The organism is Polyangium spumosum (genome assembly GCF_009649845.1).
Classification (GTDB): domain Bacteria; phylum Myxococcota_A; class Polyangia; order Polyangiales; family Polyangiaceae; genus Polyangium; species Polyangium spumosum.
The window spans coordinates 50,364-68,272 of the sequence record NZ_WJIE01000007.1 but is presented as its reverse complement, the minus strand read 5'-3'; the positions used below and the strand labels follow the sequence as shown (position 1 = coordinate 68,272).

The window sequence follows — 17,909 nt, the reverse complement described above, 5'->3', positions numbered from 1 at the left end:
GATCCCCCCCCTGCCAAAAAGGCGCCCCCTGTTTCTCGCGCCGACCGATCGCCACGTCGAGATTGCCCTTGCCGCGCCGGGCCAAGCCGCGCGTGGCGCGAGGACCTTGCGTGCCTTCGTGCAAGGCGCGCTCGCCATGGTCGAGCCGGATTGTAGCCTCGCCTCGAACGCCGTGACGCGCCTCGTCTCCCGCGTCGCCCTCGAAGCCGGCCCCATCGCCGGCGTCGATCTGCCCGACGCGCCCGCCGAGCGGGTCGCGTTCGCCGACGTCGTCGACGCCGCCCTCGGCCGCCTCCGCCGCGCCGGTGTTCGGCCGGACCACCTCTTCCAGGCCGAAGGCCCGCAGGCCGCCCTGCTCGCCGAGGTCATGCGCCGCGCCGACGAGATCCTCGCGCAAAAGAGCCTCGTCGATCCGCGATGTGCCGGGTTCGTCCTCTCCCGCGCCCTGCGCCGCGGCCCTTGTGACGCCCTCCTCCAGGAAATGTCGGCCTACGACGTCACCCTCTCCGGCATGCTCTCCTTCGAGGCCGACGACCTCTCCTGGCTCGAGGCCTTGCATGCCCGCTCGCGCGAGGCCGGCGGGCGTGGGCTCGTCGTCGAGATGCCGCTCTTCTCGGGGGAATCCCTGTTCGACCCGACGGACCTCGACGAGGAGGCCGTCGGCTCTGTCGCCACCGTCCTCGAAAAACGCTGGTCCGAGCTCGCGTTTGGCCCCTCGATCGATTGGAGCCCGCTCGGCGACGGCGCCGCCGCCCTCGTCTTGCGCGCCGCGGGCCCCGAGGGCGAGGCGCGGGCCGTCGCGGCCGAGGTCCTGACCGCGCTCGGCAGCGGCGTCCCGCCCGAATCCATTACGATCCTCGTCCCCGCGCTCGACGACGGCACGCTCGATCCGCTACGCGCCGCCCTCTCCGACGCCCGGATTCCTTTTCACGAGCCGCGCGGCCCCTCGCCCGACGCTTCGCCCGAGGGCCGCGCCGCGCTTGGCCTCTTCGCGCTCGCGTCCGGGCCCATCACCCGCGAGCGTGTCATCGATATCCTCCGCGCCCCCGGCCTGCACGCCGGCATCTGGGTCTCCGAGCGCCACGAGCGCGACGCCGAGGCCAAGGCCGCATTACTCGCCCACAGGCTGCGCGACGTCCCCGTCGAGGTCGATCGGACGGGCACGCTGCTCGTCGACAATCTCCGCGCCGTCATTGAAGCGTCCGGCGACACGGACGAGGCCTGGATGCCCGCGGCCCTCACGCGAATGCTGGAGAGTATCGCGTTGCTCGCCGCAGGACAGACCCGCGCCGATATCGCGGCGAGGTTCGGCGCGCTCTGCGACAAGCTCGATCTCGGCCGGCCCTCGATGGGCGAGCTCGGCGCGGCGTTACGCGTCGAGGCCCTGCGCGGCCGGTCCCTCGCGTTACGCGCCATTGGCGAGGGGCAAGCGGCGGTGCGCGCCATTCGTGACGCGACACGCGCCGTCGTCGAGGCGGCGGCCATGCTCGGCCTCGCGGACGCGCCGGCCCGCGTCGAGGAGCTGTATGCCGAGGTGCGTCGCGCCGCGTCACAGGGCCGCTCCGACGGCGGCGGCAGCCGCGCCAGCGCCGTCCGGATCGCCCGCCCGAACGAGCTGTGTGGGATCCGGTACGAGGTCTTGATCGTCACGGGCCTCGGCCCGGGCGGGTATGGGCCGGAGGCGGACGGCGGGCTCATCGACGAGCGGCTCTGGTCGACGCTGCCGGCCTCGGCGCGTCCCCCCACGGCGCGCGAGCGTGATCGCATCCGGCGCGCCGAGCTCGCCTGGGCCATGGGCGGGGCGCGTCGCGTCGTGGTCTCGTACAGCACGACCGACGACGAGGCGGCGCCCCATGCGATCGTGACGCGCGCCTTGCGGGCGAAGACACCCGAGCGTGTCGAGCCCTCGTCGCGTGTGTCGCGGGCCGCCTCGCGGATCGATCCACGCGGGGCGGAGCTCGTCTTGCTCTCGGCGGGCTCGGCGCCGGCGCCGCTCATCGCGGATCGGGTCTCGATCGAGCGGGCGCGCCTCGCGTACTTCCTGGATCCGCGCGCGGACGCCGGGCCCTTCACGGGGCGGATCGAGCTCACCGATCCCGAGCTCGCCGCGCACCTGCGCGCGTGTGTCGGCGGGGACATGCCCGCGCGGCCGATCGCGGTGACGCACATCGAGAAGGCCGCGGGTTGCGCGTTCGCGGGGTTTGCCCGGCGCGTGTGGCGCACGCGTCGGCAGGAGGACGCGCTCGAGGCGGCCGATCCACGCGAGCGTGGCACGCAGGTGCACGCGGCGACGGCGGCGGCGTTCCAGGCCGCGTGGGAGGCGGGCGGGCGGGCGAACCGGCGCAAGGCGCTCGAAGCGGCGCGCGAGGCGGCGATGCGCGCGGTCGGCGCGGACAAGGAGGCGGCGCCGCTGCGGCGGGAGCTCCTGATCGGGGCCGTCGACGTCGCGCTCGGGTTCGTCGCGCACGGCCTCGACGAGCAAGGGTTCTCGTTTGCGCTCGCCGAACAACCGTTCGGCCCGTCGGTGGCCGCGCCGTGGGACGCGCTGCCGATCGCGCCGATGCCGGGGGAAGGCGAGGGCGCGCCGGCGCCTTCGGCGTCGGTCTTCGTCGAGGGCAAGATCGACCGTGTGGATCGAGGGGACGGCGGCAAAAGCGCCGCGCGCGTCGTCGACTACAAGACGGGGCAGATCCCGAGCAAGAGCGAGCAAGGGACGCTGCACCTGCAGCTCCCGCTTTACGCCGCGGCCGTGGCGCGCGCGACGGGGGCCGAGGAGGTGCAGGCGCTCTACATCGGCGCGGACAAGCGGGGCGAGATCAGCGCGAAGCCCGCGAAGGAGCCGGACCGGCGCGCCATCGCGGACAAGCGCCTCGACGCCGAACGAACGGCGCGCAGGGTGGTGCTCTCGCTCTGGGACGGGCACATCGAGCCGCGGCCCGTGAAGGGGGATCTCTGCGATCGCTGTGACGCGCGGGACGTGTGCCGCAGGCCGGCCGTCGTGCCCGGCGAGGCGGACGAGGAGGGCGGAGGATGACGCTGCCGCCCGAAGACGCCCTCCTCTACGCCTTCCGCCGCAACATCGTCGTGGCCGCGAGCGCGGGCACCGGAAAGACGTACCGGCTCACGGCGCTCTACGTCCTGCTCACGCTTGGCCTCACCTCGATGGGGCGAACGGATGGCGACAGACCTGCCGAGCCGATCCCACCCGAGCGGATCGTCGCGACCACCTTCTCGCGCGCCGCGGCGCAGGAGATCGCGGCGCGTGTGCAGGCGGCGCTCGCAGAAATTGCCGCCTGGGACCAGGAGGGGCCGGAGCCCAAGCTCGCGGCCATCATCGCGGCGCGCCGGGCCGTCATCGCCGATCCGCCGAGCATCCCCGAGATCAAGCGTCGCGCCGCGGATGCGCTCGGTCGCGCTGCGGGCGCCCGCATCGACACGCTGCACGGCCTCGCGCAGCAGATCGTCCGGACACACGCGCTCGCGCTCGGCGTGGATCCGCAGGCGCGCGTCGTCGAGGAGGACGAGGCGCAGGCCCTCGCGGATCTCGCGGTCGACGAGGCGCTCTCGGCCGCGCTCTCGGCCGGCGGCGCGCAGGCCGAGGCGGCGCGTTCGCTCATCGCCGCCGCGAACGGCGTGTGGGGCGCGCGCAAGCAGATCGCGAGCCTCTGCGACCGCCTCGACGAGGAGGGCCTCTTGCCCTCGGAGCTCCTGCTCGCCGAACACGAGCGCGGCGCGCGCTCCTTGCGCGCCTCGCTCGACGCCGTCGTCGCCACCTGCGTCGCGGGCGGGTCACGCACGAAGGACGCGGCCCAGGACCTCGCGCGTGCCCTCGCGCAGGGCGGCCCCGGCGAGCTCTTCCCCGCCGCCGCCGAGGAGCCGCTCCGCGAGCTCTTCGCCGTCGCCATGCGTGGCAAGACGAGCGACGCCGACAAGGAGTTCGCCGCCTTCCGCGAGGAGCTGCCCGGCGACAACAGCGCCGAACGTGGCGCCGGCCTGCTCGCCATCCTGCGCGAGGCCCCCGCGCTCTCCGCGCGCGAGCGTGGCATCGTCGCGTTGCTCGAGGATGCGCGCGCGCGCCTCGGCGCCCTCCGCCGCAAGGAAGGCTTGCTCAGCTTCGGCGACATGCTCCGCATGGCCCGCGACGGCCTGCGTGATCGCCCCGAGATCGCCGCGCAGGTCCGCGCCTCCATCGACGCGCTCCTCGTCGACGAGTTCCAGGACACGAGCCGCGCCCAGCGCGACATCGTCTACCTCTTGCGCGAGCGCGAGGACAGCGGACGCCCGATCGGACGCACCCCGGACGCCGAGGGCCTCATCGGGCACGGCCTCTTCCTCGTCGGCGATCGCAAGCAATCCATCTACGGCTTCCGCGGCGCCGACGTCGCCGTCTTCTCGCGTATCACGGGTGAGCTCTGCGGCCCCCTCGCCCGCGAGGCCCTCGCCCTCGCCCCCGAGATCTGCGCGAGCGACGCCCGCGCCGACCTCGTCGCCCTCCGCGAGAGCCGCCGCAGCGGCGGCAAGATCCTCGACTTCGTCAACGCCTTCTCCGCCCACGATTTTCACGCCCCCGGAGATACACATCCACGTGACTTCGAGGTCGTCTACGGCCCCGCCGATCACCTCATGCCCGTCGCCGAAGCCCAGGGCGCGGGGGAGGTCGTGCTCGTCGACGACGACGGCGCTTCTCCGGCCGACGCCGAGCCCGTCGTCCGCGGCGCCACCCGATCCATGCGCGAGGCCTTCGTCGCTGCGGCCTTCACCGCTCGTTACGTGCGCAGCGGCGAGGGCTCGTTCCGCGACATCGCCATCCTCGCGCGACGTCGGAAGACGCTCCCGCTCCTCGAGCTCGCCCTCGCGCGTATCGACATCCCGCACGTCGTCGCGGGCCGCGCGCTCTTCGACACCTCCGAGGTCCGCGACGTCGCCGCCGTGCTCCGGCTGCTCGTCGATCGCCGCGACCGCCTCGCGCTCGCCACCGTCCTGCGTGGGCCCGCCGTGGGTCTGTCCGACGCCGCGCTCGCGTGGCTCGGCGCGCCGAAAACAGGTCTGTCTCTCCCCCTCGAACGCTCGGACGCGCTCCGCCTGCTGCCCGCCTTGCCCGCGTGGGAAAAACTCGGCCCCGCGGATCGCACGCGCCTCGAGGACTTCGTCCGCCGCTTCGTCGAGCTCCGCCGCGCGGCCTTGCGCCTGCACCCCGGCGAGGCGATCCGCGCGGCCGTCGCGGCCTTCGACCTCGACCGCGTCTTCGCCGCCATGCCTCGGCCCGAGATGCGCATCGGCCACGTCGATCGCCTGCTCGGCGTGGCGCGTCGCCGCGGCGGCTCGCTCCCGGGCTTCGTGCGCTGGCTCGATCGCCGCATGCGTGACGACTCCGACGAGCGCGACGAGGCCACCTTCGCCGAGGAAGAAGACGCCGTCCGCCTCATGACGATCCACGCGAGCAAGGGCCTCGACTTCCCCGTGGTGATCGTCCTCGACCTCGACGCCGGCGTCTCCCCGCGGCCCTCCGGCCTGCAGATCGCCTCCCTCGGCGGCCCGCGGCCCACGTTGATCCTGCGCCACCACGCCTCACGACCGGATCCGCTCTCCGACACCATGCTCGCGCGGCTCGAGCGAGGCGAGCGGCCCGTGCTCGACGCGCTGCGCACCGAAGCACAAGCCAAGGCGGACGAGCTCGCCCGCGCGCGTGAGCTCGCCGAGCGACAGCGCCTCACCTACGTCGCGATCACCCGGCCGAAGCGCGCGCTCGTCATGATCGGCGTGCCGGATCCTCCCGAAGGCAGCCGCAAGCGCGCGAAGGGAGGATCGGCGTTCGAGGCCCTGAAAGACGGCCTCACGAAGCCCGCGATCAAGGACGCGATCACCCGCCGCGAGCAGGCCTCCGTGTTGCTCGCCGATCCGCACGCGCAGCCACGCGAGGCGCGCAGCGGCGCCCTCTCGCCGACCGGCCCTGCGCCGCCTTGGCCCGAGCGCCCGCCGACCCGCACGATCTCGATCGCCACGACCCCGCTCTCGCTCTTCCAGGGCTGCGCGCGCCGCTTCCGCCTGCGCCAGCTCATGGGCTTCGACGAGCCGATCAGCACGGGTTACGTCGAGCTGCCCGGCGACCCCGCAACGGAGGCCGTGGAGATCGACACGGAAGCCGACCTCGACCCGCGCATCCGTGGCCTCGCGGCGCACGGCGTGCTCGAGCGCTGGCCGCGTGAGGCCTTCGGCCGCCCCGTCGACGTCGCCGACGTCCGCCGCCGTCTCGCGCTCGCCGGCCTGCGCCCCGAGGTGCCCGAGGCGGCGCGTATCGCCGAGGGCATCGCGTGTTTCCTCGACGGCCCCTTCACCCGATCGATCCGCGATCAGGGCCTGCGTATGCTCCGCGAAGAGCCGTTCGTCCTGACGGTCGACCTCTCCGCCGCGCCCGACGGCTCCCCGCGCGCCCTCGGCCTGCGTGGCGCCGTCGACTTCGTCGTCTTCCGGCCCGACGGCACGGTCGACGTCATCGACTACAAGCTCTCCCGCCCGCGCTCCGACCTCTCCGTCTACGCCTTCCAGCTCCACGCCTACGCGCTCAGCATGCACCGCCGCGAGCCCGAGCGGCGCATCCGCGCCGGCGTCGTTTTCCTCGCGGGCGCGAACCCCGAGCCCGTCTGGCTCGCGGCCGAAGGCGAGGACGGGACCATCACGAACGCGGAGCACGACCGCTTCGCGGGCGAGCTAAAGACCCTCGGCGAGCGCTTCGCCGAGGCCCGCTGGGCCGACCGGTTCGACGCCGTCCCGCTGGATCGTTGCCGCAAGCTGCATTGTGGCTTCGTGGGGGCCTGTTACGGGCCCGAGAGCACGCTCTGACGGGAAAATGTGCGTCCGGCGCGCTCCAAGACCCGTCTGCACCGCGTGCAAAGGGGTCTCATGACACTCCAAGACCCGTCTGCACCGCGTGCAAAGGGGTCTCATGACACTCCAAGACCCGTCTGCACCGCGTGCAAAGGGGTCTCGTGACACTCCAAGACCCGTCTGCATCGCGTGCAAAGGGGTCTCGTGACACTCCAAGACCCCTTTGCACCGCGTGCACGCGGGTCCCGGTGCACCACGACGGGCCTTGCAGCCGGTGCGGCTAGAACTCCCCGTCCGCGATCGCCTGCATCAGCACCTGCACCGTCACCGTCCCGAGGTACCGCCCGTGGTGCTCCACGATCACCGGATCGTACACGCGATGTTCGTCCCGCGACGTCGCCAGCCGCAGCGCCACCGGCAGGCTCGTCGCCTCGTCCACGCGCAGCGGGTGTGGATCCATGAGCGCCACGATCGGCGAGCCTCCGCGGCGCGTGTGCGCGAGCTCGTCGAGCAGCCGCTCGCGCGTGGCGAGCCCGAGCACGTGACCGTCGCTGTCCACCACGGGCAACGCGGCGTGCACCGGCGACCGTCGCAGCACCGACGCCACCTCCCCCGCGCTCGTCAAGGGCAACACGGACGCATGCGAGCCCCGCAGGGCGCCGATCGTACGCGGCGGCGGGTTCGACCGACCGTCCCCCTCCGCCTGCCTCGCCGCGCGGCGCACGAGATCCCGCACGTTCGTCGGCAAGGGCGCGAGCTCCGGCGCCGGCCGCGCGAGCAGGTAGCCCTGACCGAGCTCCACGCCACACGCGAGCAACGCGCAGAGATCGTGTTCGTCCTCGATGCCCTCCGCGATCACCTGGATCCCCGCGCGCCGCCCGAAATCCGCCAGCGATCGCACGAGGTGCGCGCGCAGCGGATCCCCCGAGAGGTGCCGCACGATGGCCTTGTCGAGCTTCAAGAAATGCGGCCGCACCCGCACGAGCGCCGTCAACGACGCGTACCCCGCGCCCACGTCGTCGAGCGCGATGCGGAACCCCTGGCTCGCGTAGTGCCGGACGATCCGCTCCAGCCTGTCGCTGTCGAGCACCGCCCCCGACTCCGTCAGCTCGAGGACGATCCGCGTCGGCGCGACCCCGTGCTCCTCGAGCAACCTGCGCGTAAAACCCGCGGAGAACGCCGGGTCGTCGATCACCCGGGGATCGACGTTCAGGAAAAACACCCCTTCGGATCCCACGCGCGCGAGTGTCTCGATCCCGATCTCGCGGAAGCGCCGATCGACGGCCACGAGCTTGCCGTGCGAGTGCGCCATCTCCAGGAGCGCCTGCGGCCCCGAGACCCCGCGCGCGTGCGCCTCGGACGCGCCCGGCCCGAGGCGCCCGAGCACCTCGCGGCCCATGACCTCACCCGTGCCGAGATCGACGATCGGCTGGAAAGCCACGTGCAGGTGTTCACTCTCGAGCAGCTCGTCGAGCCACGTCGCGGCCGTCGCGACGGCGCCCGAGCCTGGCGGGATCGTGCCGAGGGTCTCCTCCCTCGCCGTCGCCGACGCCTCTGCGCTGCGCTCACCTGCCTTCATCGGTAGGTCATTCCTCCGCTCTCCGCATACTACCGGTTTTTTTCGGGACGGTAGCAATCCCGTTTCTTGCGAACGTACGTACGCAGTCTTTCGGTGGTGTTGCTCGCGTATGCACGCTTTCGAGTCCGCTCGGTTGGCTCTACGGCGCTCTGTAGGGGAGGGCCTATGGCGCGGCAGCGGGCCGAGCTCGAAGTGCTGGTCACGACGCCTCACAGCACGCCTGTCCAGGGTGCATCCGTGCGTCTGCTCGGCCCACGCGGGGCCGTGGTGGGGCAGGAGATCGCGCCGGGGCGGAGCCGCGTCCTCTTGCCGCGCCGCGGCGATTACGAGCTCATCGTCGAGCCCGGGGCCTCTCCGTTCGAGCTCCGGCCGCTGCGCACCACGATCTTCGTCACGCCGGGCAAATGCGGGGACGTCGTCGCGGCGATGAGCGGCCTCGAAGGCGCGAGGTCCCGCGTCACGCGCGCCTCTTGCGAGGAGGGCCGGAGCGTCGTCCATGTCGTCCTCGATTACGTGTGGTTTTCCCCTATTGGAGCTCCTCCGACCCTCGGCAATCGCGTGGACATGCTCGTCGACGGCGAGGACGGCTGGCGCGCGGTGGCCGAGGCGCTCATGCAGGCGAAGCGCTCGATCCGCGTCACCACGTGGGTCTACGAGCCCGAGCTCGAGCTCTTGCGCCCCGATCCGCTCGCGGAGCCCGCGGAGCGCGAGGCCCACACCATCCAGCGTATCCTCGAGTCACGCGCGAAGGCGTCCGTGCTCGTGCAGCTCCTGCTCTGGGACCCGCCGCTCTTGCCCATCCCGGGCGAGGCGCGGCGCGTCGCGATGGAAGAGGGCGACGGATTCGAGGTGCTCTCCGAGGAGAACCCGACCGAGCGGCCCCTCTTCGACGAGCGCCATTCCTTGCCGAACCGCCTGCTCGGCGAGGTGCAGATCGGCTCGATGCACCAGAAGACCGTGGTCGTCGACGGCCGCGTCGGGTTCTGCGGCGGCATGAACATGCGCCAGAACGACTGGGATACGCGGAGCCACCACCTCTTCGACCCCTGCCGCTGTCGATTCTCGCGCCCGAGCGTGTTCCGCGCCCGCGTCAAGGACGGGCTCGCCGCCGCGGATCACCCGCCGCGCCACGATTTCATGGCGCGTATCGAGGGGCCGAGCGTGGCGCACCTCGAGGAGAACTTCCGCGAGCGGTGGAATCGGCTCCTCGAGCGCGGCGCCCCGCACGCCGAGCGCGCGACGTACGTGCCCCCGCCCGAGCCCGCCGTGCTGCCCGAGGCGCCGGGACGATCGGCCGTGCAGGTCGTGCGCACCATGCCCGCGCCCCATACCGAGCGCGGGATCCTCGACGTGTACCTGCGCGCCGTCGCCGCCGCCCGCCGCCTCATTTACATCGAGGACCAGTACTTCCGCTCCACCTACGTGAGCGAGGCCATCGCCGAGGCGGCCCGTGGAAACCCGCGCCTCTCGGTCCTGGTCATCACGAGCGAGGCGCAGGCGAACCACCCCTTCGCCGGCGCCTTCTGCCACGCCGGCTTCGAGCGGATCCGCGAGGTGATCCCCCATTTCGAGCTCTATTCGCTCCGCTGCGCGGGCCGCGACGGCCGCGGCAAGCGGCGCGTGCAGGAGGTCGATCACCACGGCAAGCTCCTCATCGTCGACGACGTCTTCGTCATGGTGGGGAGCTGCAACGTGAACGACCGCGGCTTCGAATACGAGGGCGAGTGCAACGTCGCCGTCGTCGATCCGGCCTTCGCCGCGACCGTCCGTCTCGGCCTGTTCCGCGATTACCTCGCGAAGGATCCGCGCCTCGGCCACAGCATCGAGCGGGACGTCGAGGTCTTCCGCGAGCACGCCGCGCGGAACGCGGAGGGCCCGCCGGAGGGCGAGCCGCACCCGTACCTCGTCCCCTTCGCCCCGCGCCCCCGCCGCGTGTTGATCTTCGACCGCGGCGTCTTCTGAGCGGGCTCGCACCTGGCCCTTGACGGCCGCGCCCGGCTCCGATGTTCTCTCGTTGCCATGCAGATCGACCGCTCCCGGTTCCTCCTTCTCACCGCGACCCTTTCCTCCGGCGCGTGCGGCGGCGCCGCGCAGCCCGCGGGCGGAGATCCCGTCGTCGCGGCGCCGGTCGTCACGTTGCCCGAGGAGGGCCAAGCGGCGTCCGGTGAATCCCACGCGTCCGCGGACGAGCCGAGCGCCGTCATCGCGTCGCTCGACGGCACGACGCCCACGGGATTCGAGGATCTCGTCACGTGTGACGACGACGGCGTCGCGCCGACGGGGTGCAATACCCTGCGCGCGCCGGGGCCACAATGCGAGAGCTTCACGGATACACGCGACATGTGCAGCACGCTCGCGCACGGGCTCAGGCCACGCGTGGCCGAGAAGATGGTGGATTGCCTGCTGGCGAAGAGCGGCAAGCAGTCGATCTGCTCGTTCCAGGCGGCGAACCAGTGCGCGATGTCCGCCGTGCGCGCGGCGTGTATCGAGCCCTCGACGCAATCGGCGTGCGCGCAGGTCGTCAAGGCGTGCGGCGGCAGGCTCGCCATGAAGGATTGCCAGGCGCTCGTGTCGTCGGTGAACGGCAAGAACCGGCGGAACATGATCGCCTGCGTCACCGAGGGCTGCTCGGTGGATTATTGTATGTATTCGGTGGAGTGATCAGGCGGGCAGCGGAGAACGCACGCCGCGGAGCCGCCTGCGCGCGAAGGCGAGGAGGCCCGCGCCGAGGGTCGTGACGAGGACGAGCCGCGTCCCGCGATCCTGATCCGAGCCCTTGCTGCCCGGCAAGAGCACCACGCCGGAGGGGCAGATCGACTCCACGTTCGTCGACGAGCGCGCCCGGATCTCGTGCTCGACCTCGACCTGATGCTCCGCCGGCTCGAGCTCGAGGTCGTTCGCCAGCGCCGCGCGCGGCAGCTTCGCCTCGAGCCGCGTGAGCCACACGTCGGCCGGGTGCAGGCCCGTGAGCGCGGTGGCGACGTCGTCCATCGTCGTCTCGGTGATCGTGTCGGCCGCGCCGCATTCGAAGACCCGCGCGTCGATCTCCCCCGCGGCCACCTCGCCGCAGGACGGATCGTTCGACGGTTTGCCCGCCGGGCACGGGTCCGACACCATCCGCGTGTCGCTCGCGAACTGCGTGAATGCGGCCACGCAAACGGCGTCGGTCGTCTCCTCGTTGAGCACGCCTTGCCCGATGTACCCCGCCGCGATGTTGTCGGCGGTGCGCAGGGGGAAACCGAACTCGTCGGTCTCGAGCGTGATGGGCACGTTCCCCCGCACCGCGCCCCGGATCGGCGCGAGCAGCGCCCTCGGCTTGGCGAACGTCGTGAGCCACGTGGCGCCGCCGCTGCCGGCGAGCACCTTCTCGCGCAGCGTGGCGTAGTTCGAGCTGTTCGTCGCGAAATCCCACGACACGAGGTCCGTCGGGACGAGCGCATTCTCGAAGTTCTTCGCGGCCCACCGCCCCTCGGTGATCAGGAAGAGCGTGATGTCCACGTTCGCGCCCGTGCCGACGGCGACCATGCGCAGCGGCAAGGTCGGGCTGATGCCGGGCTGCACCACGCGGACGGGCTTCATGTCCTGCACGCCCTGGCCCGGCTGCAGCCGGAGCGCGATGAAATCGAAGCCCTCCGCGACGTAGGCGTCGATGACCGGCGCCGAATCCTCGGGGATCACGTATCCCGCGTTCGTGAGCCAATCGTCGAGCACGCCCGGCGTCTGCGTGGAGAGCGTCACGGTCTGGAACGGGCCCACGGTGCCGCGGTGCACGACCGTCACCCCGCCGTTGCCCCCGAGCTCGCCCCCGACCCCCGCGGCGTCGGACATCGCGCATCCGCAATCGAAATCCGGTCCGCTGTTGCAATTGAGCGGCGGCGCGAACACCGTCGTCGACGTCGCCGCGTCGAGCGTCTCGAACCAGGCGTCCGTCGAGAGCTCGATGACCGCGCCCGGCTTCACGGGCAGGAGCCAGCCAAAGCTCTCCGGGTCGCCGTCGTATCGAATCTGATCCCAGAGCACCGTCTGCTTCGGCGAGACCGAGAGCGCCATCCGGTGCGCGTTCACGATGGTGTTCGTCATCGGCGGGACGACACATCCGCCGCACGCGTGGGCATCACTCGGCGTGCCGCACAGGAGCGCGAGCGGCGCCGAGAGCAGGAGGGGCGCGAGCAAGGACGTCTTCATGAAGGTCTCCAATCACGCCGGGAAGAGGCGCGGCGCGAGGGCCATCCTAGAACAACTCGAGCGCCTCGATCGCGTTTTCGCCTGCTACCCTGGGCCCATGTTCCCGCCGCCGCCCCGCTGGTCGCGCCACATCACCACCGCGTCGGTGACCGGCACGAACGGCAAGACCACGACCACGACGTTCCTCGCGGCCGCGCTCGGCCGCCTCGCCCGGCCCGTCCTGCGCGTCACCACGCTCGGCGTTTTCCTCGACGATACGCCGCTCCCGTTCTCCGCTTCGCACGACGCCTTCCTCGAATGTATGCGCCGCGGCTTCGAGGCGGGCGCGCGTCACGCCGCCGTGGAGGCCACGAGCGAGGCGCTCGCGTTCGGCTTCGCGAAGGCGTGGCCCATCTCCGTCGCGGTCTTCACGAACCTCTCGCGGGATCACCTCGACGCGCACGGCTCCGTCGAGCATTACCTCGCCAGCAAGGCGCAGCTCTTCGTGCACCTGCCCGCGGGCGGCGTGGCGGTCCTCAATGCCTGGGATCCGGCCTCGGCGCTGCTCGCCGAGGTCGTCGCGAGCGGCGCGCGTACGGTCACGTACGGCATTACGTCCCGCGCGCCGGGCCGGCCCGTCCTCCGGCCCGATCTCACGGCCGAGGGGATCTCCGTCGGCTGGGAAGGGACTCGCGCCCGGCTCGTGCCTTCCCCGCAGTATCGAACAATGCCCGCCGAGATTCGTATTCGCGCGATCGGCGAGCCGTTCCTCGAAAATGCGCTCGCCGCGCTCGCGGCGGCGATCGAGATGGGCGTCCCCCCGGCGGACGCGGTGGAGGCGCTCTCCCGCGTGCCCACGCCTCCGGGGCGGTTCCAGGTCCTCGGCGAGGGGCCCCGGGCCGTCGTCGATTACGCGCACTCGCCCGACGCGCTCGCCCGCACGCTCGCCACGGCGCGTGGGCTCACGGAGGGCCGGCTCGTCGTCGTCTTCGGCGCGGGCGGTGATCGCGACCGGGGCAAACGCGCCGCGATGGGCGAGGCCGCGCGCGGCGCCGACCGCGTCGTGCTCACGACCGATAACCCGAGGAGCGAGGATCCGGCCGCGATCGCCGAGGAGATCCGCATAGGCCTCGGCGATCACCCGGACGTCCGGCGTGTCCTCGACCGCGCGGAGGCGATCGAGGGCGCGATCGCGGAGGCGGGACCGCGCGACGTGGTCGTGCTCGCGGGCCGCGGGCCCGAGACGGAGCAGGTCTTCGCCTCGGGAAGACGCCCGCTCGTGGACGCGGCCGTCGCGGCCGAGGCGCTCGCGCGTCGGGGCGCGTGAAGCAAAAAAAGGACCGGCATTCCCCGTTCCCGAGGCGCTTCGATCCGGCGATGATGCCGCCGATGCAGCAAGGGTTCGTCCTGCGCCTGATCCAGCGCGCCGCCTTCGTGCGCCCCGAGGAGATGGGCGCCGTCCTCTGGTCGTTCGTCTACTTCTTCCTGCTCCTCTCCGGATATTATCTCATTCGCCCGCTCCGGGACGCGATGGGCATCGCCGGCGGAGAGAAGGCCCTGCCCTGGCTCTTCTCGGCCACGTTCGTCGCCATGCTCTGCGCGGTCCCGCTCTACGGCGCCCTCGTCACGCGCCTCTCGCGCCGCCGCCTCGTCCCCTTCGTGTACCGGTTCTTCGCGGCGAACCTCCTGCTGTTTTTTGCGCTCGTGATGCTCGGCGTCCCGCGGCCCCTGATCGGGCGCGTCTTTTTCGTCTGGACCAGCGTCTACAACCTCTTCATCGTCTCCGTCCTCTGGAGCTTCCTCGTCGACGTCTTCACGAGCGAGCAGGGCAAGCGCCTCTTCGGCGTCATCGCCGCGGGCGGCAGCGCGGGCGCGATCGCGGGCCCGCTCGTCACCGCGGCCGTGAGCCAGAGGCTCGGACAGACGCACCTCTTCTGGCTCCTCGTCCTCTCGGCCCTGACCCTCGAGGCCTGCGTCTTCTGCGCGCGAAAGGCCGAGCTTCACGCGGGCTCGAGGCGCGAATCGCACGCGCGCGCCTCGTCGGACAAACCCGTCGGTGGCTCGCTCTTCGCCGGGGTTCGCCTCGTCGCGTCGTCGCCTTACCTCGCGGGCATCGCGCTCGTGATGCTCCTTTTGACGACGATGAACACGTTCCTGTATCTCCAGAAGACGGACCTCGTCCGCCGCGCCGCGCAGGGATCGGCCGCGCAGACGGCCCTCTTCGCCTGGAACGATACGGCCGTGAGCGTCCTCTCCGCCACGCTCTCGTTTTTCCTGACAGGTCGATTGATGACCCGGCTCGGCCTCGCCGCGGCGCTCGCCGTGTTGCCCGTCCTCTCCGGCCTCGGGTTCTCGGCGCTCGCTTTGTATCCCTCGCTCGCCGTCGTGGCCGTGGTCGAGGGGCTCCGCCGCGCGGCGCAATACGCGATCGAGCGCCCGGCGCGCGAGGTCCTGTACACGGTGCTCCCCCGCGAGGCGAAATACAAGGCGAAGAGCTTCATCGACACCGTGGTCTTCCGCGGCGGCGACGCCGCGAGCGCGTGGGCGCACGCGGGGCTCATCGCGCTGGGTCTGTCATTCTCGTCCATTTCCCTCGTCGCGGCGCCGCTCGCGGGCCTCTGGCTCGGCGTGGCGCTTTTCCTCGCCCGCCGGGAGAAGGTCATGGCTGGGGAGGTGACGCCGGAGGCAGCCCCAGCGTCTCCAGAAGCGTTACCATCCGCGAAAGCTCCACCGGCTTGACGAGGTGCGCCCGGAACCCGGCCTCCGTCGAGCGGGCGCGCGCGCCTTTTTGCCCGTAGCCGGTGAGCGCCACGAGGAGGACCTCCGAGAGCCCCGGGATGTCCTGCAGGCGCCTCGCCAGCTCGTATCCGTCCATCCCGGGCAAACCAATGTCGAGCAGCGCGAGATCCGGCGCCGCCTCATTCGCGATCGAGAGGCTCGAAGGGCCGTCGTGGGCGACCGTGACCTCGTAGCCGAACACGCGTAGCCCCTCGGCGAGCATCTCCGCGGCGTCGCGGTTGTCGTCAACGAGGAGGATCCGCCTGCGCTCCGGCGCCGCGACCTGCGGAGGGCCGGCGACCACCGCCGTTTCGCATGGCTTTCGCGGGCGCTCGACCTTGCCGAGGGTGGTGCGCGAGACGTCGAGCAGCTCGTCCACGAGGCACGAGAGGTGCGCGACCTGCCGCTCGAGGATCGTGCGCTCCTTGACGAGCACGTCCGGGGCGCGCATTCGCATGAGCTGGAGCGCGGTGAGCATCGGCGACAAGGGGTTGCGGAGGTCGTGGCCGAGCTTCGAGAGGCGCCGCGCCCGCTCCTGCTCCGCGCGGATGCGCTCGGTGATGTCGGCCGCGCCGCCCACGAGGCGCGTCGGCGCCCCCTCGGCGTCGAACGTGACCTGCCCGCGCAGCGCCACCCATCGCGGCTCGGGCTGACCTTCGTCCACGCGGAGCTCTTCGAGGAGCGCGCCTCCGCTCGCCGGCTCGAGCGCGCGCCGGACGGCCGCGAGCACGCGCTCCGCGTCGTCGGAATGTACTTGTCCGAAAAACCCGTCCCGATCGACCTCCCCCGCGGCGGGGAGCCCCATCACGGCCCGGCAGCGCGCGTCCGCCTCCACCTGGCCCGCCGACAGGTCGAGGTCCCAGATCCCGATCGCCCCCGCGTCGAGCGCGAGCCGGAGGCGCTGCTCGGCGGCCTCGAGGCGCGCCCGGTCCAGCGCCTGGGCGCATTGCTGCGCGAGGCCGAGGAGGAAGGCCTGCTCGGAGGCCGGGAAGGCCCGCGCCCCCGCGAGTTCGAACGAGATGACCCCGTAGGCGCGCCCCTCCACGGCGAGCGGCAGGCACACGAAGGCGTGGCGCCCGGTCCTCCGCGCTCGTGCGCAGAGCACGGGGAACCGCTCGGCCATATCGTCGAGGGATTCGATCCACACGGCCTTTCCGGTCCGGACGACCTCGCACTCGGGCAGGGGCGCCGAGAGCGGCAGGAACGTCGAGCTCGCCACGCCGGGCGCCTCCTTGTCGCGCCGCTCGACGCGCTCGAGCGCGTCTGCGCCCGTGGCGAGCAGGAACGCGCTCGCGACGGGCGCATGGAGCAGCGGCGTCACGTAATGCAGCATGACCGACACGATCTTCTCGGGCGTGAGCGACTGCGACAGGGCGCTCGCCAGCATGAGCCCCGCCGACGCGCGCGCTTTTTCGGCCGCGAGCGCCGCTTCGAGCGCCCGCTCGCGTGCGGTGAGGGCATGCGAAGGAGGGGAGAGCTCGGCACCCGAGGAGTCCATATCACACTGGCAATACACGATATGCGCGGAGAGAGCAACGCGCCGCCGCTCGGGGATTTGCTGATCGCAATGAGGGGATTCCCCTGGAGAAGGGTCGAGGGATCGGCGCAATTCGTTCACCCAGCGCCTGAGGGGTACGTCGACCCACCGCCACGAGAAGCCTTGACCGGGAGGCGTCTTTCGGTTTCCTTTCGCGCCATGCCCCACGTCGAGCTGAATGGCCAGAACATCTTCTACGAGGACACCGGCGGGGAGGGACCGCCCGTCGTGCTCGCGCATGGCTTCTTGATGGATCTGTCGATGTTCGACCCGCAGGTCTCGGCCCTCGCGCCCGAGCTGCGCGTGATCCGCTTCGACGCCCGCGGCTTCGGCCGCACGCAGAGCGACGGAAAGCGCTTCACCTACTGGGACTCCGCCGAGGACTACATCCGGCTGCTCGATCACCTCGGCGTCGAGCGCGCCGTCGTGGGCGGCATGTCGCAGGGAGGCTTCCTCGGCCTGCGCGCCGCCTTGAAGTGGCCCGATCGCGTCAAGGGCCTGGTCCTCATCTCCACACAAGCCGGCGTCGACGACGCCGCGACGCTCGCCGGTTACCGCGGCATGCTGGAGACCTGGCGCGCGCAAGGCCCCATCGATCCGATCGTCCACACGATCGCGGGCCTCATCCTCGGCGCCCGCGAGCACTGGGAGCCCTGGGTCTCGCGCTGGCGCAAGACCCAGGTCGAGTCGCTCGTGGCCCCCACGCTCGCCCTCATCGAGCGCGAGGACCTCACGGCGAGGCTCTCCGAGATCCCCCACCCCGCGATCGTCTTCCACGGCGACGCGGACACGGCCATTTCGATCGAGCGAGGCCGGGCGCTCGCCTCCAGCCTCCCGGGCTGCAAGGCGTTCGTCGAGGTGAAGGGCGCCGCGCACGCGTCGAACCTCACCCATCCCGACCAGGTGAACCCGCCGCTCCTCGCGTTCCTCCGAGAGTACGCGTGAGAGGGCCGCCTCGTCGCGCGTGACGCCGCGCTGGGCGGCGGTTCTAGCGGCACGCGAGAAATTCGTCCGGCACACCCCTTG

Annotated in this window: 10 protein-coding genes; 7 read left to right on the top strand and 3 right to left on the bottom strand. The window is 71.9% G+C overall.

What is annotated here, in order from left to right; translation table 11 throughout:
* Positions 1 to 106: 106 nt before the first annotated feature.
* Both GF068_RS24505 and GF068_RS24500 read left to right on the top strand, forming a co-directional pair.
* Positions 107 to 3,034, top strand: a complete 2,928-nt coding sequence (locus tag GF068_RS24505; RefSeq protein ID WP_153821884.1) for a PD-(D/E)XK nuclease family protein — start codon at positions 107 to 109, stop codon at positions 3,032 to 3,034.
* Positions 3,031 to 6,840, top strand: a complete 3,810-nt coding sequence (locus GF068_RS24500) for a UvrD-helicase domain-containing protein (RefSeq protein ID WP_153821883.1) — start codon at positions 3,031 to 3,033, stop codon at positions 6,838 to 6,840. Before GF068_RS24505 ends, GF068_RS24500 begins: the two co-directional genes overlap by 4 nt.
* Positions 6,841 to 7,105: 265 nt before the next feature.
* Here GF068_RS24500 and GF068_RS24495 read toward each other — a convergent pair whose 3' ends face one another.
* Positions 7,106 to 8,404 carry an EAL domain-containing protein gene (locus tag GF068_RS24495; protein ID WP_170319647.1) on the bottom strand — a complete coding sequence of 433 codons (1,299 nt, stop codon included), beginning with the start codon at positions 8,402 to 8,404 and terminating at the stop codon, positions 7,106 to 7,108.
* A 165-nt stretch (positions 8,405 to 8,569) separates the two neighbouring features.
* Between GF068_RS24495 and GF068_RS24490 the strand changes: the two genes are divergently transcribed.
* Together GF068_RS24490 and GF068_RS24485 are read left to right on the top strand one after the other, a co-directional pair.
* The gene (locus tag GF068_RS24490; protein ID WP_153821881.1) at positions 8,570 to 10,366 is read left to right on the top strand and encodes a phospholipase D-like domain-containing protein; all 1,797 of its coding nucleotides are present in this window, start codon (positions 8,570 to 8,572) and stop codon (positions 10,364 to 10,366) included.
* A 57-nt stretch (positions 10,367 to 10,423) separates the two neighbouring features.
* Positions 10,424 to 11,065, top strand: a complete 642-nt coding sequence (locus tag GF068_RS24485) for a hypothetical protein (protein WP_153821880.1) — start codon at positions 10,424 to 10,426, stop codon at positions 11,063 to 11,065.
* Here the strand turns inward: GF068_RS24485 and GF068_RS24480 are convergent, their stop codons facing one another.
* The gene (locus tag GF068_RS24480) at positions 11,066 to 12,589 is read right to left on the bottom strand and encodes a DUF2330 domain-containing protein (protein ID WP_153821879.1); all 1,524 of its coding nucleotides are present in this window, start codon (positions 12,587 to 12,589) and stop codon (positions 11,066 to 11,068) included.
* A 97-nt stretch (positions 12,590 to 12,686) separates the two neighbouring features.
* Here GF068_RS24480 and GF068_RS24475 point away from each other — a divergent pair, with 97 nt between their 5' ends.
* Positions 12,687 to 13,895 carry a Mur ligase family protein gene (locus GF068_RS24475; protein WP_170319646.1) on the top strand — a complete coding sequence of 403 codons (1,209 nt, stop codon included), beginning with the start codon at positions 12,687 to 12,689 and terminating at the stop codon, positions 13,893 to 13,895.
* Positions 13,892 to 15,307: an NTP/NDP exchange transporter gene (locus GF068_RS24470; RefSeq protein ID WP_338046553.1), complete on the top strand. Its 1,416-nt coding sequence runs from the start codon at positions 13,892 to 13,894 to the stop codon at positions 15,305 to 15,307. Before GF068_RS24475 ends, GF068_RS24470 begins: the two co-directional genes overlap by 4 nt.
* Here the strand turns inward: GF068_RS24470 and GF068_RS24465 are convergent.
* Positions 15,228 to 16,844: a response regulator gene (locus GF068_RS24465; RefSeq protein ID WP_170319645.1), complete on the bottom strand. Its 1,617-nt coding sequence runs from the start codon at positions 16,842 to 16,844 to the stop codon at positions 15,228 to 15,230. The genes GF068_RS24470 and GF068_RS24465 overlap by 80 nt on opposite strands.
* Positions 16,845 to 17,042: 198 nt before the next feature.
* On the opposite strand from GF068_RS24465, the gene GF068_RS24460 reads away from it, so the two are divergent.
* Positions 17,043 to 17,828, top strand: a complete 786-nt coding sequence (locus tag GF068_RS24460; RefSeq protein ID WP_153821876.1) for an alpha/beta fold hydrolase — start codon at positions 17,043 to 17,045, stop codon at positions 17,826 to 17,828.
* The last annotated feature ends 81 nt before the right edge of the window (positions 17,829 to 17,909 follow it).